The 22,621-nt window shown below is 60.8% G+C and carries 15 protein-coding genes; 8 read left to right on the top strand and 7 right to left on the bottom strand.

Translation table 11 applies throughout. The annotated features are described in order from the left end of the window. Positions 1–32: 32 nt before the first annotated feature. The 3 genes from FYK55_RS05980 to FYK55_RS05970 all read right to left on the bottom strand — a co-directional run bounded on the left by FYK55_RS05980 (position 33) and on the right by FYK55_RS05970 (position 5,728). On the bottom strand, positions 33–1,499 hold the full coding sequence (locus tag FYK55_RS05980; protein WP_390621709.1) for a DUF1501 domain-containing protein: 1,467 nt from the start codon (positions 1,497–1,499) through the stop codon (positions 33–35). Beyond that, the gene (locus tag FYK55_RS05975) at positions 1,481–4,645 is read right to left on the bottom strand and encodes a DUF1553 domain-containing protein (protein WP_150075481.1); all 3,165 of its coding nucleotides are present in this window, start codon (positions 4,643–4,645) and stop codon (positions 1,481–1,483) included. The genes FYK55_RS05980 and FYK55_RS05975 overlap by 19 nt, the downstream gene beginning before the upstream one ends. A gap of 147 nt (positions 4,646–4,792) precedes the next feature. Continuing rightward, complete coding sequence (locus tag FYK55_RS05970; protein WP_235908459.1) at positions 4,793–5,728, bottom strand: hypothetical protein; 936 nt, start codon at positions 5,726–5,728, stop codon at positions 4,793–4,795. Positions 5,729–6,303: 575 nt separating this feature from the next. Here FYK55_RS05970 and ccoN point away from each other — a divergent pair. From ccoN to ccoS, 8 genes are all read left to right on the top strand, one after another. Next, a complete protein-coding gene (gene ccoN / locus FYK55_RS05965) occupies positions 6,304–8,718 on the top strand; it encodes a cytochrome-c oxidase, cbb3-type subunit I (RefSeq protein ID WP_150075480.1) in 2,415 nt (804 codons plus the stop codon). A gap of 66 nt (positions 8,719–8,784) precedes the next feature. Continuing rightward, on the top strand, positions 8,785–8,964 hold the full coding sequence (locus FYK55_RS05960; protein ID WP_150075479.1) for a hypothetical protein: 180 nt from the start codon (positions 8,785–8,787) through the stop codon (positions 8,962–8,964). Beyond that, entirely contained in the window at positions 8,957–9,751 is a 795-nt protein-coding gene (locus FYK55_RS05955) for a cbb3-type cytochrome c oxidase N-terminal domain-containing protein (RefSeq protein WP_150075478.1), read from the top strand. Before FYK55_RS05960 ends, FYK55_RS05955 begins: the two co-directional genes overlap by 8 nt. Before the next feature lie 9 nt (positions 9,752–9,760). Continuing rightward, on the top strand, positions 9,761–11,332 hold the full coding sequence (gene ccoG / locus FYK55_RS05950; RefSeq protein WP_235908458.1) for a cytochrome c oxidase accessory protein CcoG: 1,572 nt from the start codon (positions 9,761–9,763) through the stop codon (positions 11,330–11,332). Next, a complete protein-coding gene (locus FYK55_RS05945; RefSeq protein WP_150075477.1) occupies positions 11,329–11,982 on the top strand; it encodes a FixH family protein in 654 nt (217 codons plus the stop codon). The genes ccoG and FYK55_RS05945 overlap by 4 nt, the downstream gene beginning before the upstream one ends. Further along, positions 11,982–12,764 (top strand): sulfite exporter TauE/SafE family protein, encoded by a 783-nt coding sequence (locus tag FYK55_RS05940; protein WP_150075476.1) that lies wholly within the window; start codon positions 11,982–11,984, stop codon positions 12,762–12,764. Before FYK55_RS05945 ends, FYK55_RS05940 begins: the two co-directional genes overlap by 1 nt. Continuing rightward, a complete protein-coding gene (locus FYK55_RS05935; protein ID WP_150075475.1) occupies positions 12,764–15,322 on the top strand; it encodes a heavy metal translocating P-type ATPase in 2,559 nt (852 codons plus the stop codon). Before FYK55_RS05940 ends, FYK55_RS05935 begins: the two co-directional genes overlap by 1 nt. Then, positions 15,319–15,477 carry a cbb3-type cytochrome oxidase assembly protein CcoS gene (gene ccoS / locus FYK55_RS05930; protein ID WP_150075474.1) on the top strand — a complete coding sequence of 53 codons (159 nt, stop codon included), beginning with the start codon at positions 15,319–15,321 and terminating at the stop codon, positions 15,475–15,477. The genes FYK55_RS05935 and ccoS overlap by 4 nt, the downstream gene beginning before the upstream one ends. Before the next feature lie 297 nt (positions 15,478–15,774). Here the strand turns inward: ccoS and FYK55_RS29605 are convergent, their stop codons facing one another. The 4 genes from FYK55_RS29605 to FYK55_RS05915 all read right to left on the bottom strand — a co-directional run bounded on the left by FYK55_RS29605 (position 15,775) and on the right by FYK55_RS05915 (position 22,520). Further along, positions 15,775–15,966 (bottom strand): hypothetical protein, encoded by a 192-nt coding sequence (locus tag FYK55_RS29605; protein ID WP_235908457.1) that lies wholly within the window; start codon positions 15,964–15,966, stop codon positions 15,775–15,777. 42 nt (positions 15,967–16,008) lie between these two features. After that, positions 16,009–16,872: a hypothetical protein gene (locus FYK55_RS29600; RefSeq protein ID WP_235908456.1), complete on the bottom strand. Its 864-nt coding sequence runs from the start codon at positions 16,870–16,872 to the stop codon at positions 16,009–16,011. Between the two features lie 202 nt (positions 16,873–17,074). Beyond that, entirely contained in the window at positions 17,075–18,394 is a 1,320-nt protein-coding gene (locus FYK55_RS05920; protein ID WP_201743633.1) for a hypothetical protein, read from the bottom strand. Between the two features lie 286 nt (positions 18,395–18,680). After that, positions 18,681–22,520, bottom strand: coding sequence for a dockerin type I domain-containing protein (locus FYK55_RS05915; protein WP_150075473.1), 3,840 nt, complete (start codon positions 22,518–22,520; stop codon positions 18,681–18,683). Positions 22,521–22,621: the final 101 nt, after the last annotated feature.

Below are 22,621 nucleotides of genomic sequence, written 5' to 3'. Positions count from 1 at the left end.
TCCTGCCGCATCAAGATTCGTCACCGGACTCCTTACGCGATCAATTCCCGCCGCACGTGGCCGTGGACATCGGTCAGCCGGAATTGGCGCCCCTGGTACTTAAACGTCAGACGTTCGTGGTCGATGCCTAGCAGGTGCAACAGGGTCGCCTGGAGGTCGTGGATGTGCACCGGATTTTCAACGATGTTGTATCCAAATTCGTCCGTCTGTCCGAACGTGATCCCGGGTTTCATTCCGCCTCCGGCCATCCACAAGCTGAAGCACCGCGGATGGTGGTCCCGGCCGAAACTCGTGGCGGTCAGTTTCCCTTGGCAGTAGTTGGTGCGTCCGAATTCTCCGCCCCAGATCACCAGCGTGTCCTCCAGCATGCCACGTTGTTTCAGGTCCTGGATCAGGGCCGCGCTGGCCTGGTCGGTTTCGCGGCACTGTTTGGGCAACGCCCCCGGCAATCCACCGTGGTGATCCCATCCCTGGTGGTAGAGTTGGATGAATCGCACCCCGCGTTCGGCCAACCGTCGGGCCTGCAAGCAGTTCGCAGCGAAGGTTCCCGGGTTCCTGGCATCATCGCCATACATTCGCAACACGTGCTCGGGCTCATCGCTCAGGTCGGTCGCATCCGGGATGCTGGCCTGCATGCGAAACGCCAGTTCGTACTGATCGATGCGGCTGTGCACCAGCGGGTCGTCGGTCTCCTGCAGTTTGATTTGATGCAATTGCGACAGCGCATCCATTGCTCGCCGCCGGCTGGCGGCATCGACCCCGCTTGGATTGTTCAAGTACAGCACCGGATCGTCGCCGCTGCGGAAACGGACGCCTTGGTGTTGGCTGGGCAAGAATCCGCTGCCCCAGAGTCGCGACACCAGCGGTTGCCCGCCTTTGTTCTTCGTCACCATCACCACGAAAGATGGCAAGTCGTCGTTTTCACTGCCCAGACCGTAGTCCAGCCAAGCGCCGATGCTGGGGCGACCGGGAAACATGCTTCCCGTTTGAACGAACGTCACGCCGGGGCCGTGATTGATCGCTTCGGTATACATCGATCGCACCACGCAAAGTTCATCGGCGACGCTGCCCAGATGAGGCAGCAGTTCGCTGATCTCGATACCGCTTCGTCCGCGGCGCGTGAACTTGAACGGCGAACCGGCAAGCGGCAAACTGGATTGATTGCCGCTCATCCCCGTCAATCGTTGGCCGCCGCGGACCGAAGACGGGAGCTCCGATCCGTGCTTCTCATTCAACAACGGTTTGTGATCCAGCAGATCCAATTGGCTGGGAGCACCCGACTGGAACAGATAGATCACTCGCTTGGCGCGCGGCCGGTGGTGGAATCCGGGGACGCCGCCGATGGCTTGCCCGGACGCCGCATCGGCATCGCGGGCGATCAACTGCGTCAGCGCCAAACTTCCAAGCCCGAGTCCTGAGCGGCCAAAAAACTCGCGTCGATTCGGAATCTGCATCGGATGATTCTCTCGAGGGCTGGGGGTCATCGCTTGATGACGCATTCGTCAAAGTTCATCAACGTTCCGATCACGACGGCCGATGCGGCCAGCGATGGGGTCCGATCGGCATCGGGGACGCGGTCTTCTCCGACGTTCAAAAATTGGTCCACGCGGTCGGGGTCGGATGAAAAGTAATCAAGCTGGTCGCGATACAGCTCGCGCAGTACCGCGGACTCGTTTTCTTTCGGCTGACGCCCCGTCAGAACGCGGAACGCGTCGCACAGCAGCGCGTCGGTTTGGCCGGCATGGCGTCGGGTCAAACGCAACGCCAGTGATCGCGATGCTTCGACATACTGCGGTCCGTTTAGCAACACGAACGCTTGCAACGGCGACGAAGTCCGTTCGCGACGGACACGGCAGACGTCGCGTTTGGAGGCGTCCAGTGTCATCATGGCCGGTGCAGGACCGGTTCGCTTCCAGTAGGTGTACAGACTGCGTCGATACAGCCCCGCGCCCTGGTCTCGTTGACTGGGCTTGAACGATGCTTCGACTTCGTAGGGTTTGACGGGCGGTCCGCCGATTTCATCGACCAACAAGCCGGACAGGCCCAGCGCCTGGTCGCGAAGCATCTCCGCGGACAAACGGTAGGCCGTGTGTCGCGCCAGCAAACGGTTCTCGGGATCCAGCCGCACCGCCTTCTCGTCGGGATTTCGGCTGGACTGCTGGTAAGTGGAGGACAGTAGGATCTGTTTGATTGCGCGTTTCACGTCCCAGTCGTGTTGGACCAGATCATTGGCAAGCCAGTCGAGCAATTCGGGGTGCGTCGGCGGTTCACCCTGGCTGCCAAAATCCTCCGGTGTGCGGACCAACCCGACACCGAAGCAAAGTTGCCAAAGGCGATTGGCCGCAACGCGGCTGGTCAAAGGGTGGTCTTCCTGCAACATCCATCGAGCCAGGCCCAAACGATCACGACGCCGCGACGCGTCAAACGGCCCCAACGCCTTGGGCGTCCCCGGCGGAACCGGTTCGCCGCGGTCGTCGTAGGCCCCACGGTTCAGCCGGTACGTGGTGCGCGGGGACGGCAGTTCACGCATCACCATGATTTCTTTGACGGCGTCTTGAACGCGGTAGTATTTGCCCCGCGCCGCGATCAACTGTTCCCGGATCCGGCGGCTCTGTTTTCCGTTCCGCATCGCAAGGTGTTCGGCGACGGTCCGGCGTTGATCGGCCGTCCAGGATTCGACCGGCGACCGCAACCAATCCGGGATGGTTTCTTTGGCAGCCAGACGCTGAATCTCAAGCGGCGTCAATTGAACATCAAACACGTGGAACTGATCGACCTGGCCTCCGGTGAACCCTCGGTCGCGAAATCGCTCGCCGATCGTCAGGTGATCGCCTCCGCCGCCGGTGATGTTCTTGGTCAATTGATCACGGACCACCTCGACGTCGGCTTTTTGCCCATCGACACAAATACCCAGCCCGCCGGCCGTGCTGGAGCCGTCATGGGTGACGGTGACGTGAATCCACTGCTCAACCGGGATGGTGTTCGTGGTGCGGATGCGAAGCGCGTTGCCCGGCCAGAAATGGATCAGCGACCAACTCAATCGCCCGTCTTCGATCAGCAACTGGTAGCCTCGGCTCCCCGCGTCGGTCCAAGCCCGCGAACGGTGGAATACGACCGCCCGTGATTTTTCGTCGGGAGTCTTCATCCACAGCGAGACCGAAAACGGCTGCTCGCGGCGAAAGTTTCCCTGGCTTAGATTCACCGGGTCGTCACCGGTCAGCTTGACCGCGTTGCCCAGAACGCCGGCGACGCTGGAATTGGGCGGTTTCGGAGCAGTTTCAAAATCCAGTGATTCGATCGGCTTGGCGAAGGCTGCTTCATCGACGCCCGGTTCCGGCGGGTCACGGTGATCCTCCGCCGCGGCGGAGGAGTCATCTGGCGACGAATCGGAACGTGTTTGGGAAAGCACGCGTCGCCGGAAGGCTTGCAGTTGGTCCGGCGAAACGTTGGCGTCCGAGGCCAACGCCGATTGAAACTCAGCCGCCAGGTGATCGACGTCGTGATGCAACTGCTCCAGTCGCTGTTGTTCGGCTTCGGTGGGCAGAGGCAGCGTCGGGGTCGGGACCGACGAAGTGAAGAACGAATACAACCCGGCTTCGTCGATGTTGGCGAAGAACGCCGACAGCTGGTAATACTCCTGCTGCGTGATCGGGTCGTACTTGTGGCTGTGACATCGACAGCACTCCATCGTCAGACCCAGGAAGGCGGTCCCGACCGTTTGTGTTCGATCGGCGACGTATTCCACGCGAAACTCCTCGGGCACGCTTCCGCCTTCGACCTTCTGGGGGTGAAGGCGGTTGAACGTGGTCGCCAAGATCTGGTCGTGTTCCGCCCCTGGCAGCAGGTCTCCGGCCAACTGTTCGGTCAGGAATTGGTCGTAGCCCAGATTGCGATTGAACGCGGCGATGACCCAATCCCGCCAGGGCCAAACGAAACGGTCGCGATCGACTTGGTATCCGTAGGTGTCGCTGTACCGCGCCACATCCAGCCATGCTGCGGCCATGCGTTCGCCAAATCGCGGGTCTGCCAGCATGCGATCGATCAAGTTTTCGGTTGCCGACGGGGATGGGTCCGCCAGGTATCGGTCGATCTGATCCAGCGTGGGAGGCAATCCAGTCAGGTCGAAACTGATCCGGCGGATCAAGGTTTCGCGAGGCGCCGGGGGCGCCGGGGAAAGTGGGCTGTCCCGCAACCCGGCCAGCACAAAGCGGTCGATCGGATTGGCGGCCCAATCGGAGTCCACTTGGGGAACGGCAACCGGCTGCAGACGTTGAAAGGACCAGTGTTGTTGGTAGCTGGCCCCTTGGCTGACCCAGCGTTCAATCAATTTCTGCTGTTCGGCCGATAGCGACCGCTCGCTGTCAGGCGGTGGCATCACCTGGTCCGGATCATCGGACATCACCCGCGTGACCAATTCACTTGCCTGGGCATCTCCCGGCACGATGGCCCATTCCTTCGCACCGTCTTCGGTGTCCAGACGCAGCCCGGCCTGCCGAGCCGATTCATCGGGACCGTGGCAGTGATAGCAGTTCTCGGAGAGCAGCGGGCGGATATCGCGATTGAAGGTGACCACGCGATCTTCCGCCGGGGCGGCGATCGGCAGACCGATGAAAACACAGGCGATCAGACGCGAGAAGAAGGGCATGACGTTGCGCGGCGGGAGGGAAGGCGGGGCAACGCATTATAGAGCGTCTTGGGAGCCGAGCGAACCTTGCCGCCGTTCGGGCCCCCGGACGGGCGTGGTTTCCGCACCCACCGGTGAAGCTCTGCTGACTGTCCACCTCACCCGCGTTCAGGAGGCGTCGGCGCGCGTCTCGACATCGGTCGGCCCGTTTTCATCGCCGCCGGCCGGAACTCTTGAGCCGTCGGCTGGGATGCTTCCGTCGCCGGCCGGGTGTTCGCCGGCGAAGACGGGGGTCTCGGGCAGCCGCGTGGAATCATCGGGGACCGCGGAGTCGGGAAGCGAGGGGGCGGGTGATTGCGGGGCGGATGATTGCCGGATCGGATCGGCGATTTGTCCGCTGAGCTGATTGAGCAGCATGATCTTTTGCCAGATTTTGCGCGACAGCCCCGTCGTCAATTGTTCGACTTCGCTGACGGCGGCGACGGCGATCGGGTCATCGAACCGCTGGATGTACAGCGCCGCAATCTTTCCGATCAGCGACAGCATCTCCGAGCAGTAGTCCAGATAACGGTTCAGCTCGAAGGCCGACATGGCGGCGGCGGGCGAATGGCTGGTTTGTTTGTAACGCCGCAGGATGCGTTCGGGATCCTTGGTCAGTTGGTGCATGTCGACCACGTGGGCGATCGAACGCAATTCGTGAACGGCCGACAGGGCACGTCGGCGTTTGATGCGGATTTCCAGGCTGATCAGGAAATAAATCGTCGCACCCAACACGATCAGGCCGCTGGTGGCGGCGTCGAACGTCCCGATCAGGTCGGTCCAACCGATTTCCTCGCGCTTGAATCGAAACGAATGGGCTGCGAAGTAAGCCGTCCCGGCCACTAGCGCGATCACCAACGCCGAGAGCACGTAGCCACAAATCCGGATCCACCAGACGGACTGGCCGATTCCCTGGGCACGTACCGCCGACCGCTGCGACACTTCCAGCAGTTGTTGGCACAGATGAGCCAGTCCGCTGTCGGGAAAACGGTCGGAGATTCGGTGCCGGAGCCGTGCGACCGTGTGAACAATCGCGTCGTCGCGAAGATGGAGCTCATTGGGCATGTGGAAAACCGCTGCTTCGGGTCGCGGAGGCGTGGGGTGAAAGATTACCAGACCTGGAACCGTCAGGGCGGTGCCTTCGCTGAGCCGTCCGGGCGGAGTCCGCGCTGAGCCGTCCGGCTTGGGGCTCGCTGCAGGTCCAGGCCGAAAACGGAGTCGGCCGGGGCGGACCGCGTGCCCGGTTCTGGCTTCGCCGTCTCGGCTGGCGATGCAGGCTGGCGTCGTCTGTGCGTCGTGGCACGGGACACCCGCGGGCCAATGCGTCGCGCTGTGCTGAATGGCACGTTGGTGCGTGGCGTCGGCGTCCGGCGCGGTGGGCGGCTGAGGGGAGATTGCTGGAGCGACGGACGCTGCCACCGGGGACAACGGTCGCCGTGGCGGCGACGGGACAAGTTGTCACACCGGGAGCGAACTGATTGGCACAACCGTTGTTCTGTCGGCCCGTTACGGTTCGAATGACGCGTTGAGCGTCTCGGATGATTGCGCTTAGAATTGGGCCGGCATTGTCGATCGCTCGGCGGAATTGCGTCCGCCACGCCAGATCTGAAACCCCATCTACACCATCGAGGGACCAATAGGTGGCAACCGCTGAAAGAGACTTGGGCGCGTCACATGACGATTCGCCTGCGGGTAAGAACCAATGGGAATCCGGCAGTGATGTCCTGGAGACCTTCTCCTATGATGACGATATCAGTCGCAAATTCGCGGTCGCAACCATTGTTTGGGGGCTGGTGGCCACACTGGCGGGCCTGATCGTGGCGCTACTGTTGGTGTTGCCGACAGCTGCGCACGGGCTGGAATGGATCAGTTTCGGTCGCTTGCGGCCGTTGCACACCAACGCGGCCATCTTTGCGTTTGCCGGCAATGCGATCTTTGCGGCGATCTACTACAGCACCCAACGGTTGTGCAAAGCCCGGATGTGGAGCGATGTGCTCAGCCGGCTGCACTTTTGGGGATGGCAGGCGATCATCGTTGCGGCGGCCATCACGCTGCCGTTGGGGATCACGCAGAGCAAGGAATATGCGGAACTGGAATGGCCGATCGACTTGGCGATCGCCGTGGTCTGGCTGGGATTTTTCGGCGTCAACTTTTTCATGACGTTGATCCGTCGCCGTGAACGTCACATGTATGTCGCGTTGTGGTTTTACATTGCCACCATCGTCACGGTGACGGTTCTGCACGTGTTCAACAACTTGGTGGTCCCGTTGGGGCTGTGGAAGAGCTACCCCATCTATGCCGGGGTTCAGGATGCGTTCATGCAGTGGTGGTATGGCCACAACGCGGTGGCGTTTTTCCTGACGACTCCGTTTTTGGGGCTGATGTATTACTTCCTGCCCAAGGCGGCCAATCGGCCGGTGTTCAGTTACAAGCTGTCGATCATTCACTTCTGGTCGCTGGTCTTCATTTACATCTGGGCTGGGCCGCACCACTTGCATTACACGGCGCTGCCGGAATGGGCGACGACGCTGGGCATGCTGTTCAGCTTGATGCTTTGGATGCCGTCTTGGGGCGGCATGATCAACGGCCTGTTCACCTTGCGAGGCGCCTGGCAGAAAGTGTCGTCGGATCCGGTGCTGAAGTTCTTCGTGGTCGGCATCACCTTCTACGGCATGTCGACGTTTGAAGGCCCGATGTTGAGTATCAAAAGCGTCAACGGGCTCAGCCACTACACCGACTGGACGATCGCCCACGTGCACTCGGGGGCGCTCGGATGGAACGGCATGATGACGTTCGGGATGTTGTACTGGCTGGCGCCCCGGCTGTTCCAGACAAAGCTGTGGAGCACGGGGGCGGCGTCGCAGCACTTTTGGCTGGCGACCATCGGGATTCTGCTTTACATCGTGCCGATCTACGTTGCCGGGCTGACCCAAGGGTTGATGTGGCGGGCGATGGATTCGACCGGCCAGCTGATGTACCCCGACTTTGTCGAAACGATCCAGGCGGTTCAGTGGATGTGGTGGCTGCGGGTGCTCGGTGGCGTGCTGTACGTCAGCGGCATCGTGCTGATGTGCATCAATTACCTGATGACGTGGATGTCCCGTCCGAGTCAGTACGAGACTCCGGTGCATCAAGCCCCGCGTCTGGCCAAAAACTACGCCGGAAAGGACCCGCACCCGGATTCGCAACTGGCCGGCGCCCCGGTGTTGAATTTGGCGCAATCGCTGGACCGCTGGGCCAAGATGGGTTGGCACCGCCGCTGGGAACGGTTGCCGGTTCGATTCACGGTTTTGACCACCATTGCGGTCGTCATCGCCAGCCTGTTCGAGATCATTCCGACGTTCTTGATCCGCGGGAACATTCCGACGATTGCGACGGTCCGTCCCTACACGCCGCTGGAGTTGGCCGGACGCGACATTTACGTGGCCGAGGGTTGCTACAACTGCCACTCCCAAATGATTCGCCCGATGGTTGCCGAAACCAAGCGTTACGGCGAATACAGCAAGGCCGGGGAGTTCATTTACGATCACCCGTTCCAATGGGGAAGCCGGCGGATCGGTCCCGATTTGGCCCGCGAAGGAGCCAAGAACAGCAGTTACTGGCATTGGCTGCACTTGGAAAACCCGCAAGCCATCAACGAGCAGTCGGTGATGCCGTCTTACGAACACTTGCTGCACACAACCATTGACTTTGACAAAATTCCCGAACGTGTATATGCCGCGGCACAGCTGGGCGCCCCGTACGATCAGGAATTGGAACAGGCACCGGAGATGGCGAAGGCTCAAGCCGAAGCGATTGCCGCGGAGATCGTCAGCCAAGGCGGACCCGTCCTGCAGGGCGAGATGATGACCTTTGACACGCAGGCGGTGGCCTTGATCGCGTACCTGCAGCGATTGGGAACGGACCTTTTTGCGACGCCCGAAGCACCGGCCGCCGAAGCGGTGGAGGAGGCAACGGAACCTGCCGAGCAGCCCTCCGACGAGGAGTCCGAAGATGTCGCGCAGTCCGCGATTCGTTCCGATTCCGTCCGCACCCGACTGGTTGCCAACCCGTGACGGTTCGGCGGGTCCCGCCGAACCGTTGCCCTGACCGACCATCCTTGCCCCTTCAGAAGATTTCCCATGCTCCAAGACGTCATTCGAGCGATCGACTACAGCGATTTCGCCGAGGTCGCACTCGCTTTGTTCTGCCTGGCGTTCGGCCTGATGTGCTACGCAACGCTGCGGCTGTCCAGGTCGGCGACCGATCGTTTCGCATCGATTCCGTTGTCCGATCAAGTGGAGGATCCGCGCGATGAGTAGTCACCAACAAGACCATGATGCCAGCGTTCACGACGTGCTGCCCGAGGACCACGTCCCGGACGATCCGTTGACCGGACACAACTACGACGGCATTGAAGAGTTTGACAACCCGTTGCCGGGATGGTGGAAATGGCTATTCATCGCCACGATCGTTTTCGCGTTCCCGTATCTGGCGTTCTATCACGGCGGGGCTCCGGGACGGACGTTGGCCGATTCCTACGACCGTGCTTTGGCGGCCAACATGGAACTGCAATTTGCCGAGATCGGTGAGGTGCGCGCCGATGCCGAAAACGTGGTCAAGTTCCTGGGCAAGCCGAGCTGGCTGGCATTCGGAAAAACGGTTTTCAAATCGAACTGTACCTCCTGCCACGGCGAAGAAGGGGGTGGCAAGGTGGGGCCGAACCTGACCGACGATTATTACAAGAACGTCAAGAAGATCGGCGACTTCATCACGGTGATGGAGAACGGCGCCGGTGCCGGGGCGATGCCCGCCTGGAAAAACCGCTTGTCGACCAATGAGATCGTTCTGGTTTCCAGTTACGTCGCCAGTCTGCGGAACACGAATGTTGCCGGCGGCATGGCGCCTCTGGGACAAGAGATTCCCCCGTGGCCCGAGCCGCCTGAGGAAGAGGAAACGCCCTCCGACCAGGATGCCGGCAGCGGCCCGGACAACGGCAGCGAGGAGACCACCGGCAGCGACGAAGCATCGGCAGACGCCGAATCCGACGATCCGGCAGCAGCCGATGAGACGTCGGAACCTGACAAGACCACCGAAGCATCACAGTAGGCATTTGCGATGAGCAGCGGGCATGCATTGCGTTTGAATTCGCTTCCGGTTCACTCCGGGTGTGGCGATTGCGGAGGCTGTGGCTGCTGTTCGAAACCCGCCGCTGAGGGGTTCCTGCGGGGGGCATTGCAGATGGCGGCGTCGGCACCGCCGCCGGCGGATGCGTCACGGGGCGGGGGAACGGCCGAAGCCGGCGACGCCGGTCCCCTGTTGGCACCACCGGAGCACGTGCTCAGCACACTCGAAAGCGATGGCTCACGTCGTTGGCTGCGGCCGCGGCTTTCACAGGGCCGGTGGTGGCATCGTCGCCGCTGGGTGGCCTACGCCCTGATCGCCTTCTTCGTCGCCCTGCCGCACTTCCGGATCGGCGGAAAGCCGCCGATATTGATCGACATTCTCAATCGCCAGTTCATCTTTCTGGGCCACACGTTCTTTCCCACCGACACGCTGTTGCTGGCGTTGTTGATGTTGGGCGTGTTCGTGACGATCGTGGCGTCCACCGCTGTCACCGGGCGGATCTGGTGCGGATGGGCCTGTCCGCAAACGGTCTACATGGAATACCTGTTCCGGCCGATTGATCGGTTGTTTGAAGGCACCGCCGGCAAAGGCGGCAAAGCGAAACAACGCGTGACGGGTTGGAGGGCGGTCGCCCGATTGGCGGTTTACTTCGTCTTGTGCGCGGTGCTGGCCCACACCTTCCTGGCCTACTTTGTCGGCACCGACAATCTGGCCGAGTGGCTGTTCCACTCGCCGATCGAGCACCCGATCGCGTTCCTGGTGATGGCCGCCACCACCGGGCTGATGCTGTTCGATTTTTTGTTCTTCCGCGAACAGCTGTGCTTGATCGCTTGCCCGTACGGCCGATTCCAGTCGGTGATGCTGGACCGAAACAGCTTGATCGTCGCCTACGACCGCCCGCGCGGTGAGCCGCGAAAGAAAGGGAAACACGTGGCGGGCGATGGGGCCGGATCCTGCGTGGATTGTTTCCGCTGCGTCGACGTCTGCCCCACCGGAATCGACATTCGGGATGGGCTGCAAATGGAGTGCATCAATTGCACTCAGTGCATCGACGCGTGTGACGATGTGATGGATCGGGTCGGCGAACCGCGGGGATTGATCCGCTACAGTTCACAAAACGCGATCGACGGAAAACCCCAACGTCTGCTTCGCATGCGGACCATCCTGTACCCGACCCTGTTGGCCATCGTCGCGGTCGCTTTTCTGGCCGTGCTGTCGACCAAATACGCTTTTGACGCACGTTTGATTCGCAACCAGGGCAATCCGTACTACCAGACGCAAAGTGGACAGATCGCCAACCGGTTCCGATTGCGATTGACCAACCGTACCGACCAGGCGAGGACCTATCAGGTGGTCGCCGTCAGTCCCGCATCGGCGAATGTGTCGGCGACGCGTGAGGATCAAATGCGGTTGGAACCGACCGAATCCCATCTGGTGCCGATCACCGTGGCGGTGGACCGGATTGCGATCGGCGGGGCCGGCCAGGTACCCGTCGAATTGAAAGTGGTCGATGATCTGGGCAATGAGAGGCTCCTCACCGCGCGACTATTGGGACCCCGATGAACGACCCGATACCTGAGTCCGATGCGATCGCTTCACGCACACCCACGCGACGTGAACTGGCCGACGCCAACCGCCGCGCCGCGTGGCGTTGGGGGTCGCTGGTCGTTTGCCTGCTGGGGTTGCAAGTCGCCCTGGGAGTGGCTGCGATTGTGCTTTCCACCGGCGACCCGTCCGTTGCCGTCGTGCCCGATTACTACGCCCGTTCGATGCGTTGGGACCAGACCCGGGCGCTTGAGCGTGATTCCCAGGCATTGGGATGGAGCGTGCAATACGCGGCGGTGATGTTGCCCGTGGCCGACCCGGTCAACCGCGCGGTGGCGAGAACGGATCGAAGCCTGCGGATCGATCTGCGCAACGCCCAGGGCAATCCCGTAGTGCTCGCCGACGGCCAAGTCGAAGTCTATCGCCACGCCCGTGCATCCGACGTGCTGGTCCGACCGGTCCGTCCGCTGGTCGCCGAGCCGGGCGTGTTGGTCGTTCCCGGCTGTTTCGATCACCCCGGTTGGTGGGAAGTCGAATTGGATGTCACGGACGTCGACGGCGCCCGCTACGTGCAATCAACTTCGCTGCTTGTCGATCAACTTGCTGCCTTGGGATCGGCGGGTGCCGGAACCTCCAGCTCGGACGTTTCCGGTGGGAGGGCCGACTGATGTGGAGCTTCGCCGTGGCCGTGGTCGGTGCCAGCCTGATGGGCAGTTTGCATTGCGTCGGAATGTGTGGTCCGTTCGCGCTGTGGGCCACCGGCGATCGCCGGACGGTATCCGTCGTTTCAGGCTATCACCTGGGGCGTCTGACCACCTACCTCTCTGCGGGTTTGGCCGCCGGGTTGATCGGGTCTTCCTTGACCGTGACCGGGCGGATGGCGGGGTTTCAATCGCTCGCCGCCCTGGCAGCGGGAATCGTGTTGGTGGCCGTCGGGACGCTCCGGCTGGGAAAGCAGTTTCGTTGGTGGCGGACGAGCGGGCAAACCGGCGGGGGCTCGGCGGCAACCGTCAAAGGATCCAGAATTGCGGGCTGGTTGCACGCGGCCAAACCGTTGATCGCGTCACGTGGGCCGATCGGGCGTGCCTATCTGGGCGGATTGTTGACGACGTGGTTGCCTTGCGGCTGGTTGTACCTGTTTGTCCTGGTCGCCGGCGGCACGGGCCACGTAACCTCATCGCTGATTGTGATGTTCGCGTTTTGGATCGGAACGCTGCCGGCGCTCAGCGGATTGATCTACGGTGCCCACTCCTTGGCGGCCCGGTACCGCTCTGCCGTTCCGGTCGTGACCAGCATCTTGTTGATTGTGGCGGGACTTTACACCGCCACCGGACGAGCTTCGGCGAACCTCGCCGAGATGAAGCCGGAAGCGGCGGCCGCTCCGGCGGACCCGATCGATTTGTCCACGCTCCACGATGAACCCTTGCCCTGTTGTCGGAGCGGGGAGTGATGTCGGCTTTGATCGACGGTCGCGATTCTGAGGAGTTGAGCGACGAAACGACCGGTGAATTGATCGGACCTGGACGCGGGACGGATCGTTCGGTTCCTTGTGATCACTGCGGGCTGCCCGCGCCCGCACCTGCGGATGGCCAGCTGGCGTTTTGCTGCAACGGCTGCCGTGGCGCTTACGAATTGATCCATCACTGGGGCCTGGGGGACTACTACGCGCTGCGGGACGGTGAAGCCGCTGCCATCGATGAACGCGCGGGTTGCTTTGACGACCTGGACCGTCCTGACCTGCTGGGACGGTCGGCGCCCACGCCGATCGAATCGGGCGACGGACAACGCTGGTTGAAGACACGGCTGTCGGTGTCGGGCATTCATTGTGCCGCCTGTCTCTGGTTGCTTGAGAAAGCGCCGACGCGGTTGGAGGGCTGGCACCGATCTGCCGTCCAGATGCACGACCGGACCATCGAGATCGTCTTTGACCCCGGCCGAATCCGGTTGTCTCAAATTGCCCAGGTTTTGGCCCGGCTGGGATACACGGTCACGCCACTGATGGACTCCGTGGATGCCGATGGCGAGTCCGATCAGGAAAGCCAGCGATTGCTCGTTGATATCGCGATCGCGGGGTTTTGTGCCGCCAACGCGATGTGGTTGGCCGTCGCGTTGTACGCCGGAGACTTCACGGGGATCGCCGCGGAACACGCCAGCGTGTTTCGCGTTGCCGGCGTTCTGCTCGGCTGCGTCGCGGTCATCTTTCCGGGACGGGTGTTCTTTCGGGGTGCGATGGCATCTCTGAAGACGCGCACGCCGCACATGGATCTGCCGGTGGCGCTAGGATTGTCCGCGGGTCTGTTGGGCAGCCTGTATGGGCTGCTGGACGCATCACGGGAAGTCTATTTTGATTCAATCGCCGCATTGGTCTTTTTCCTGCTGGTGGGGCGTTGGCTGCAGATGCGACAGCAACGTCGCGCCGGCGATGAAGTGGCCGGGCTGATCCAGATGGCACCGCTGGCGGCCAACCGGTTGGACGATCGAGGCCGGACCGAGCGGATCCGCGTCAGCGAACTTCGGTCCGGTGACCAGGTGGTGGTGGCACCCGGGGAAAGCGTTTCGGTCGATGGAGTGGTCGTGGCCGGTCAGTCGTTGATCGATCGGTCGTTGTTGACCGGCGAAAGTCAGCCGGTCGAAGTCAAAGTGGACGATTGCGTCGAAGCGGGAACCGACAACTTGCAAGCGCCGATCACCGTGCGTGCAACCTCCGTGGGGGAGCAGACGCGATTCGCGGCACTGCGGCGGTCGGTCCGCGACGCGGCTTCGTCGCGGACACCGGTGGTTCAATTGGCCAACCGCGTCGGCGGCGGTTTTGTGATCGCCGTGTTGGCATTGGCGATCCTGACCGGAGTGATCTGGTGGTGGCGAGATCCTTCACGCGTCATTGACCAGGTGGTGGCGCTGCTGATCGTTGCCTGCCCCTGTGCCCTGGCCCTGGCGACGCCACTGGCAATTGGCGTTGCCATCGGTCGATTGGCGTCCCAGCGGGTGCTGGTGCGCAGCGGCGAGTGCCTGGAGCGTCTGGTCCGTCCGGGGACGATTTTCTTTGACAAGACCGGCACGCTGACCGAGGGACGGATGCGTGTGACCGCTTGGGATGGAGACGAAACCTTGGTCGCGGTTGCGGCAGCGATTGAATCAGACGTGCGGCATCCGATTGCCTCCGCCGTGGTCGCGTATTCCGAGCAGCAGCGACGGACCCACCCAGAGCTTGCGGTGGAAGATGTCCAGCAAATTGCCGGCGTTGGCGTGGTTGCGAGTGTCCCCGGGGTCGGAACCGTCGCCGTCGGGAATGCCGGGATGCTCCGCGGCGGCCTTGATCCTGCCTGGCAGGCATCGGTACAGCGGATCCTGCAAGATGGGGCGAGCCCCGTCTACCTGGTCGTCGACGAGGACGTCCGCGCGGTGTTGGGTGTTAGCGACCGGGTACGCCGCGATGCGGCCGCCACCGTCGCCTGGTTCCAGCAGGCCGGATGGCGTGTGGGAATGCTTTCTGGCGATCACCAAAGCACGGTGGACCGGGTTGCCGAAGCCGTCGGCATCCCGTCTGCCGCGGCCTTGGGGCAGTTGCTGCCGGATCAGAAGTTGGATGCCATCCGAGGCGCGCGGGCCGACGGCGCGGTCGTCATGGTTGGCGACGGAATGAACGACGCGGCAGCGCTTGCCGCGGCCGACGTGGGGATCGCCCTCCGCGGTGGTGTGGAAGCGAGTTTGGCCGCCGCACCGGTGATCATCGGGGATGCCAAGCTGAGCAAGGTCATCGAGCTGGCCAAAGCCAGTCGGTCGACTCGAGTGGTGATCCTGCGTAACTTCGCCGTTTCGATTGCTTACAACGTGCTGGCGATCACTCTGGCGATGACGGGGTGGATCACACCACTGATCGCAGCGATCCTGATGCCGATCAGTTCGTTGTCGGTGATCTTGCTGTCGCTTACCAAACCGGAAGTGACGCAGAGTGACTCGTCAGCGGCTAACTCACCCGAACACTTGCGTCCGGAGCTTGCCCGATGAACGTCTTGTACATAGCATTACCGATCGCCATTGCCATGGGCGCGACGGCCCTGTTCGCCTGCATTCGGTGCATTCGGTCCGGGCAGTTCGATGACTTGGAGACGCCGGCCGTGAGGATGCTGTTGGATGACGAGGACAGCGTCCGGCGCGATTGAATCGGTGGCAATGCCGCCGGAACGCGCGGCGTCCGCGTGAAACCAGCCTGACCGCTGCCCACCGAGCGTGGAGCTTTCGGGCAGCGGCCAGGGCGGAATCCAGGGTTCGAATGCCAGTTTTTTCTCTGGCCCCGCTAACCGCAGTCCATCTTTCGCACTCAGACGGTGACCCTGTCGATCGGGCAACCGAAGCGGACGTCGGAAGCAAGTTAACGTTGTGACGATTGCCAGCTGGTGGCAGAGGGCATCGTCAACGCTCGGGCGAACGGCGCCGCCCGAGAGGGACGTGTGATCCTGTTAGTATCGGAAAATGGCTTCCGCTTGGAGGCGACCGTCGATCACGTCTTTGAATTCCGTCAGCGGGAACTCATAGGCCAAACCGTATTCAGCGTGCGCGGTCGGCTTCCATTTCATGCCGACGTTTTGCGTCACCAAATCGTTGCCGGCCACGTTGGTCGCGGGCAGGTTGAATAGATCTTGTCCGGCCACACCCAGAGGCAATCCTGACGTCGCATCGTCGGTCCAGTGCCACTAAGCGACTTCCGTCAACAGGTACACGCTGTCGGTCAAGCGAACGTCAAAGTGGTTGGACCAGTGAATCGATTCGGTTTGCACCTCGTCGTCGACTGGCAACCGGACACCGAACGCGGACAACCAGTGGGCATTGCCGTTGTACAGACGCTTGCCTCCGGTCATGAACAGGTGAAACTCGCCATCTCCCACATCCTGCAACGCGTCATCACTTCCGGGAATCTCGTAGGTTGCTCCGACGGAAGCCAGGGTTCCAGATCGCGTGTCACGAAGCAAGTTGTATTTCAGACCCGCCGTGACCGCTGCCCAACCATCATCCAAGAGCGTGTCCAGCGCATTGTCGGTGCTGTCGAAGATGTACCCGTCCTTGACGCCGATCAAGCTGAGCCGTTCGGTGAGGGCCACACGAAATTGCAGGGCCAGAAGCTGAATGGAACCGCCGGCGGGAATTCCGCTACCGATGTTGTCCGGTACCCAGTGATTGACAAAGATCGGACGAATCTCGGTCAGCGTCCGCGGGTCTTCGAAATGCACGAAGTTGATCATCGGGCTGATGAAATCGTCAAAGCAATGGTCGCTCGGTTTGATCAGCCCGCATCCCAACGCGTCCAAATTGCTGAGGCATCCGAGCTGACCCCCGCATCCGCAACCGGCGTCACATCCCCCGTCACATCCCATGTCGCAAGCGGCCGATTCGCACAGAGACGTCTCGCACAGGGACGTCCCGCAGCTTGGCGTATCGCAGTTTGTGTCGCATCCGTGGTCGAACAGGCCGAATCCCGCTTGCGCCGGTACCGCGACGGAGGAAGCAAGCAGCAGGCCAAAAGCAAGACGCCGAAATGGTTGACCGAATGAGACGTTCATGGGTGTCCCCGCGTAAGGAAATGAAGTGCTGTCCTTGGCTTCGGTTGTGCACACCCCCTGGAAGCGAGAAAAGATTTCGGCCCCCCTTCAATTCGGTCAGCCAGAAAAATTTGACCGTCCGAACCTCACAATCGGTACCTTTTTCGGCCCGACTCGATAGGGCGATTCCCCGCGGTGTGACGTTCACGCACGGGGGCCGACGTCATCGCAAAGAAGTCTTGCCGGCGGCGACCCACTGGCGGATTGCCGGCTTGGTGTCCACCAGGATTTCCAGGATCGCCGCACGCGTTTCCGGTGACAGGTGATCGAAGTCTTTGGAATCGCCTTGGCCCTGCAGAATGGTCACCAGCCGCTGCAAGATCCGGTTCCGTACCTCGTCCGGCAAGGCGTCAAACGCCGGGGCATGGATCAGGTAGCTGCAGGGGTATTTGAACAGCCGAGTTTCCAGATCAAGGTCTCGCAGGGAGCGTCCCCGAGAATCACGTTGTCCCCTGGCCTGAAACGTCTCGGCGAACCCGCCGGAACCCGCGACCGGATCGCTGAGGGTGAACTCGTCGCACATCAACAGTTGTTTGACGACTTTGTCCGCAGCAGAATCGATCCTCCGGAGGGCGAGATCGCTGAGATGGCCCTCCGGGCGATCGAGCAGCCGATTCATTTCGAATGACTGGTGCATCGCCCGCCGCGTTTCGTAGTTGGCCGCGGCGATCGCGTTGTGCATCTGGGTTTGATGTCCCAGTACCATCAGGGCCACGATGTCACTGGTCGGTTCCAGATAACGATCGGTTCGAAAGAACGGTTCCAAGTCCTCGGCATTCGCACCGGCCTCACGATCGATGCGTGGGGGATCCTCTTCAAAGATCGTGTTTCCCATGTGTCGCATCGATCCATGGTTGCCGCTGACGTACCAACCGCCCCAGCGGTCTTGAAACTCGCTTCGAATGTCGGTCGTGAAGGTCCCACTTCCCAGCCGCGGACGACCCGCGCGATCGGGAAAGACGCTCCGCATCACGTATCCCGGAACGTCTTGGGTGCGACTGTTGGCGTGACAGGCCAAACAGTTTCCACGGTCGCGAACGAAGCGAGGTTCGTCATCTTCGGCTTGCGAGAGCGTGTAAAAGATGGCCCCCTGCTCGGGATCGGTCGCCGCGATCTCCAACACGTCCCCGCGCTGACAGTAGCCCACGTACACGTCGTCATTGAAATACAGCGCCCGGGGGCGCGACGGCGAAATCCGGTGCAGCTGCAGACTGGTCTTGGAGAACACCAAGGTCTGCGAATTGGTCGGGACTTCCAGTGCCTGCAGCAGTGACGGGAGATACCCAAACGTCGCATCGTGCTGCAGGCGAACGTCACCGGCGGCCATCCGTTCGGCCAGAACCGCAACGGGATCCTGAACTTTCGCGTCCAGATAATTGATCGGCGGCAGTTCATAACTTGCGGTTTGGGCCGCACAGTTCCCGAGGAGCATCCAGACCAGTGGAAGAGCGGTCCATGGGAGCGCTGCGCGTGGGATTCTCATACCGAGAGCCTGCATCAGGAGGGACACACCAGAGCGGGTGGGCGGCGGCCGAGCAATTCAGCACTTCAGCCGACGTAGTCTGGTTGATGGAATCAAACGCTGCGGCACCCTGTCCGAACGATGATTGGCGAAAATCCGGCGGGGGACCCTCACCGAGGGTCAGCATACGCCACTTAAAGCTATATGTCAATATGTAGGTTTGGGTCGCTGTGATGCATGCTGCTCGTCCGGGCAACGCGGTTTAGTCTCTGGTCGATCCCGGTCCCTGATTGAAATCTGGCACGTTTTAAAGAAGCGACTTCGGCTGATCGAGGAGCAGATATGACACCACATCCCTCTTGTCTTCCAAGTCGTTTGTGACCGAAAGAATGGCGTGATCGCGGGCCATTTGATTGATCACCATCAGGGCATCCATCGGAGTCAGCTGGCCGTCGCCGGACACGTCGGGAAACCCGGGCCACGAGGACTTATGCAGAGTTGCCCGTTCGAGCGTATTGATAATCATGAGCGCGTCGGCGGGCGTGATTGACCCGTCTAGGTTTGTATCGTACCGATTCGCCGGGTTCTGAAACGGACGATTCTCGACCGAAAGCCGGATTTGGACCTTCGGATTGTCGTTCCGTCGGACGACGGCATCAGGCGGCCATTTTGAGACACTGAATGTCGGCGGAATCGATAGCGAGGTCTGCCCAACGCCATCGACCGCCTGGTCAATCTCGATGAAAATCCCGTTCGACGTCCCCGGCACGTCAAAGGACGGGTCAACAACGACTTCGTTCTTGCCGCTGAGCAGATTGACACGAATGTCGTTGGCGACAAGATCGCTGGAAGATTCAAACACAAGATTCCAGGCTCGCATCCCGTCGTCAAACGCGAACGTCGGCTGACCGTCTTGCGTGCTGAGATTCAATCGATCACTCCTCGGTGACGCGCGCAGATCTCGATGGAGGACGCCCAAGTCGTCCGCGAGTGATATTGATGATTCAAATTGGAACTCCAATTCGAGCCCGGCAACTTGGATCAAAACGCCTGCATCGGTACTCGTGTAGACGATGCGCTGGCCGGCCCGGCCAACCAGCCGGATCGCGGCGCCGTCGGGGACATGGAGATCCAGGTCCCGAGTGGTACTTTCAGCCAAAGCCTGGAGATCAATCGTCACCTGCTCGACGCGCGGATCAATGCGAACGACAGCGACGGAGCCGCTGAATTGTTGAACAACCTCATCGCCCGCCACAAGCTTGACCGTCGAATCGTCAGCTTCGATCGCTATCGTCGTGCCCGGCGAGTCAACAAAGACGTCAACCGATTTCTTCGCAAATACGGCTCCGCCGTGGAGAATGTCCGAATGCATTCCGATCGGGCGTGGGAGCGATGTGAATGTCCGCAGATTTGAAGCGCCCAAGTCGACGACGGTTTCCGTGGCCGCCTCGACGAGCCAGAAATGATCAATCCAACCTCCATCGGTGCGGCGACTTTGAACGATCACGCCCGGTTCAGGGCCACCGGCCGGGTAGATGCTCTTCTGATGGTATTGCGGTCCAAACTCTAGTTCATGGGTCCCTCCCACTGTCCCATCCAATACAAACACCTTGTCCGCCGGATAAGTCGTAAGGAACAGCTTGTCTCCAGCGAAGATGGTGTTGACGCTGATGGAGTTCGGAGCACTCGCTTCGAAAACTTGTTCGACATCGCCGGTCTCGACGTCCCAACGAACAACTCGCGTTCCGTCGGTCGCAATCCAGTTTCCAGAAAGCACGCCCAGCGGCTCAAACGATGTCGTCAACGATTCGGGAAGCGGGAATAATTCGCCGGAATCTGGCATTTGGGCGAGTTGTTCGTCGGCGCGAATCCAGGCTAACTCCGATGCAACCGCGACGCGGGTGTACCAGCAGGCATCACGCAGGCAAAGATCGGACGGTTCGAGCAGCAATTGGGTTCCTTCGATGCTCCCATCGGTCAGATAGAGTGATGCGTCTTCGGCTTTACTCCACAGTTCTTGATTCTCGAAAACGGCATCGGCTGTCAATCGCTCGTGTAGTATGGCGGGGTGGATGCGATAATCTGGATCGACGCGAAAGAACAAGCGTTCGTCGGCAGTGATGCGAGGCGGTTCGTCAAAGCGGTCAAATTCGCCGATGCGAGATGCGGCACCGACGTCTGTCAAAACCGGTTCGATCGTTCTCAACCCCGACGAGGTTCGCCAGACCGTCTGGAGTTTCTCTCCCGTGGTCCCTTGCGTGACAAACATCAAGTGATCATTCACGCTGCCCAGAATGTCGAAGACGTAGCCCCAGCCGTCACCTGGCCGGTAGAGCGATCGCGAATCTCCGTCCTGGTCGACGGCCCAGAGTGTCCGACTGCGATTTCCGTTCGCGGATTCGAGTGCATACACGGAAAAAACGAGTTTCCCGTCGATCGCGTAGAGATCACGGATCCTTGCCCCCGCTTCCGCGATCGTTCCGTCCGGCATGGCATCGAGAGAGAACAGAATCCGAGTTCCCAACTGCGTTCCGTCGGATATCCAGATGATCCTGGAATCCTCTCCGGTAAACACAAATCTTGTCTGATCCAAGATCGTGTGGTTGTCGCGTCGAGACGGTGCGCCGGCGTAATGGAAAGGGTTGCTCGTCGACGCGAGGAGAGACAGACGCGATTCCGGCGAGTCCGATCGGTAGACCCGGGCCTCATTGGAACTGCCGTGCGTGACAATCAAAGGATCGGAAGGTTTGCCGACCCATGTCCGGATCACGTCGTCACCCGCTTGCGGGATTTCCGCCAAGACATCGCCGAGACCCTTCTCGCTGAGGAGCCGAATGACGACTGTTTTGCCGCCCTGAGACAAAACCGTGTAGCGGACGAGAACCTGACCGCGAAACGCGATCAGATCGTTCAACGTGGCGGACGAATCGAACGCTGCGATCTCACTTAATTGACCACTGACAACGTCCAGCCGCATCAACCGGCCGTGGGAGACGAAGTAATAGTGATTTCCTGAAGCGAGGTGCAGGCTTTCGCTCGGTGTCGAATCCGGGAAAACGCGAAACTCGCCAGTAACGGTGTCGTAGGAGGCCAAATGGGAATCAAAACTGAATTGAAAGACCAGCCGCGAGCCGACCGCCGAAAGGTGAGTGACACGTACATTCTGGTCTGGAAGAAAACCGCTCATGTCGAGTGGTCGCGTGCCCGCAAGTGTTCCATCACTGTGCCACAACTTCCAATCCGTATCGGCAAAGAACAGTTGGGCTCCGACTTGTTCGAGCGGAGAATAGGATGCCAATTGAATGCGTAATTCCTCAGTCAAAGAAACCGTTGAACCGTCCGGCTTGACCTGATCAATCCGCACGTCTTGGTTTCTTTCGGTGATCAGCAAGTGCTCCGAGCCCAACTGAAACGCGGACATCACTCCGTCCGAGCGCGAGCTCACGCTTAATGACAACGGCCGTGTTCCGGCCACCGAGCCATCGGAAACGTAATAGCGCTTCTGAATGGAACCGAATCGAAAGTAAAAGCGGTCATCGAGCACCGCAAAGTACGGACCCTCCCCGGCGATTTCCCTTTCAGCCGCATAGAGACGTTGAGTCCCTTCATCGGTCCCATCGGTGATCCAGACCTCGCCCGGATGCGACCGCAAAAACGAGTAGGGTGAATAAAAGAGCACGCGATCCTGGAAAACCGTTAGTTCGCCCAGGGCCACGATGCGGTCGGTTATCTGCACCGTCCCCTCCGGCGTTCCGTCGGTGCGGAACAATCGTCGCTGCACGTCTCCCGAATCGTCAGGCATGAAAGCGGTGAAGAAGACAAAATCGCCGGCCGCGACAATCGATTTGATTCTCGAATCCGCTGGGCCCGGATTGAGATCGGTCACCATGCGAGCCGGTTGGTCTTCATCGTTGCTGACCCAGAGTTCCTGGCCGTAACGCAGATCGTAGTGAACGAAATAGTGCTGCGAGGCCAGTTGCGCGTGCAGTTCATCCGACTGTCCGCTACTGAGCAGCAGCGATTCGGCGATCGCCGGATCGGGACCGGATAGTGCGACGCGTGGTTCCAGCGTTTCGAAACTCGCCGGCCGATGCGTCCGATCGCGATGCTTCCCGCCGGAGATAAATTCGAATTTTTTGCCCCTCATCAATCTTGCCCCGTCTACGACACGCGTTCAGCTATCCAATTGGATCAATCCACGATCTTAATCTCGCGCCGCACCAATCGGAGCGCTTTGGCAGGCGGTTC

The organism is Roseiconus nitratireducens (assembly GCF_008629675.1).
In the GTDB taxonomy this organism is placed as follows: Bacteria; Planctomycetota; Planctomycetia; order Pirellulales; family Pirellulaceae; genus Stieleria; species Stieleria nitratireducens.
Note: the sequence above shows the minus strand (reverse complement) of the source record. Positions and strands in the feature narration are given on the sequence as shown.

What these genes read in the sequence shown, in the direction of transcription:
- FYK55_RS05920 (WP_201743633.1), bottom strand. Translation starts at nt 18,394, where the DNA reads ATGAGAATCCCACGCGCAGCGCTCCCATGGACCGCTCTTCCACTGGTC.
- FYK55_RS05945 (WP_150075477.1), top strand. Translation starts at nt 11,329, where the DNA reads ATGAACGACCCGATACCTGAGTCCGATGCGATCGCTTCACGCACACCC.
- FYK55_RS05915 (WP_150075473.1), bottom strand. Translation starts at nt 22,520, where the DNA reads ATGAGGGGCAAAAAATTCGAATTTATCTCCGGCGGGAAGCATCGCGAT.
- FYK55_RS05980 (WP_390621709.1), bottom strand. Translation starts at nt 1,499, where the DNA reads ATGCGTCATCAAGCGATGACCCCCAGCCCTCGAGAGAATCATCCGATG.
- FYK55_RS05975 (WP_150075481.1), bottom strand. Translation starts at nt 4,645, where the DNA reads ATGCCCTTCTTCTCGCGTCTGATCGCCTGTGTTTTCATCGGTCTGCCG.
- FYK55_RS05960 (WP_150075479.1), top strand. Translation starts at nt 8,785, where the DNA reads ATGCTCCAAGACGTCATTCGAGCGATCGACTACAGCGATTTCGCCGAG.
- ccoS (WP_150075474.1), top strand. Translation starts at nt 15,319, where the DNA reads ATGAACGTCTTGTACATAGCATTACCGATCGCCATTGCCATGGGCGCG.
- FYK55_RS05955 (WP_150075478.1), top strand. Translation starts at nt 8,957, where the DNA reads ATGAGTAGTCACCAACAAGACCATGATGCCAGCGTTCACGACGTGCTG.
- FYK55_RS05935 (WP_150075475.1), top strand. Translation starts at nt 12,764, where the DNA reads ATGTCGGCTTTGATCGACGGTCGCGATTCTGAGGAGTTGAGCGACGAA.
- ccoG (WP_235908458.1), top strand. Translation starts at nt 9,761, where the DNA reads ATGAGCAGCGGGCATGCATTGCGTTTGAATTCGCTTCCGGTTCACTCC.
- FYK55_RS05940 (WP_150075476.1), top strand. Translation starts at nt 11,982, where the DNA reads ATGTGGAGCTTCGCCGTGGCCGTGGTCGGTGCCAGCCTGATGGGCAGT.
- FYK55_RS29600 (WP_235908456.1), bottom strand. Translation starts at nt 16,872, where the DNA reads ATGAACGTCTCATTCGGTCAACCATTTCGGCGTCTTGCTTTTGGCCTG.
- FYK55_RS05970 (WP_235908459.1), bottom strand. Translation starts at nt 5,728, where the DNA reads ATGCCCAATGAGCTCCATCTTCGCGACGACGCGATTGTTCACACGGTC.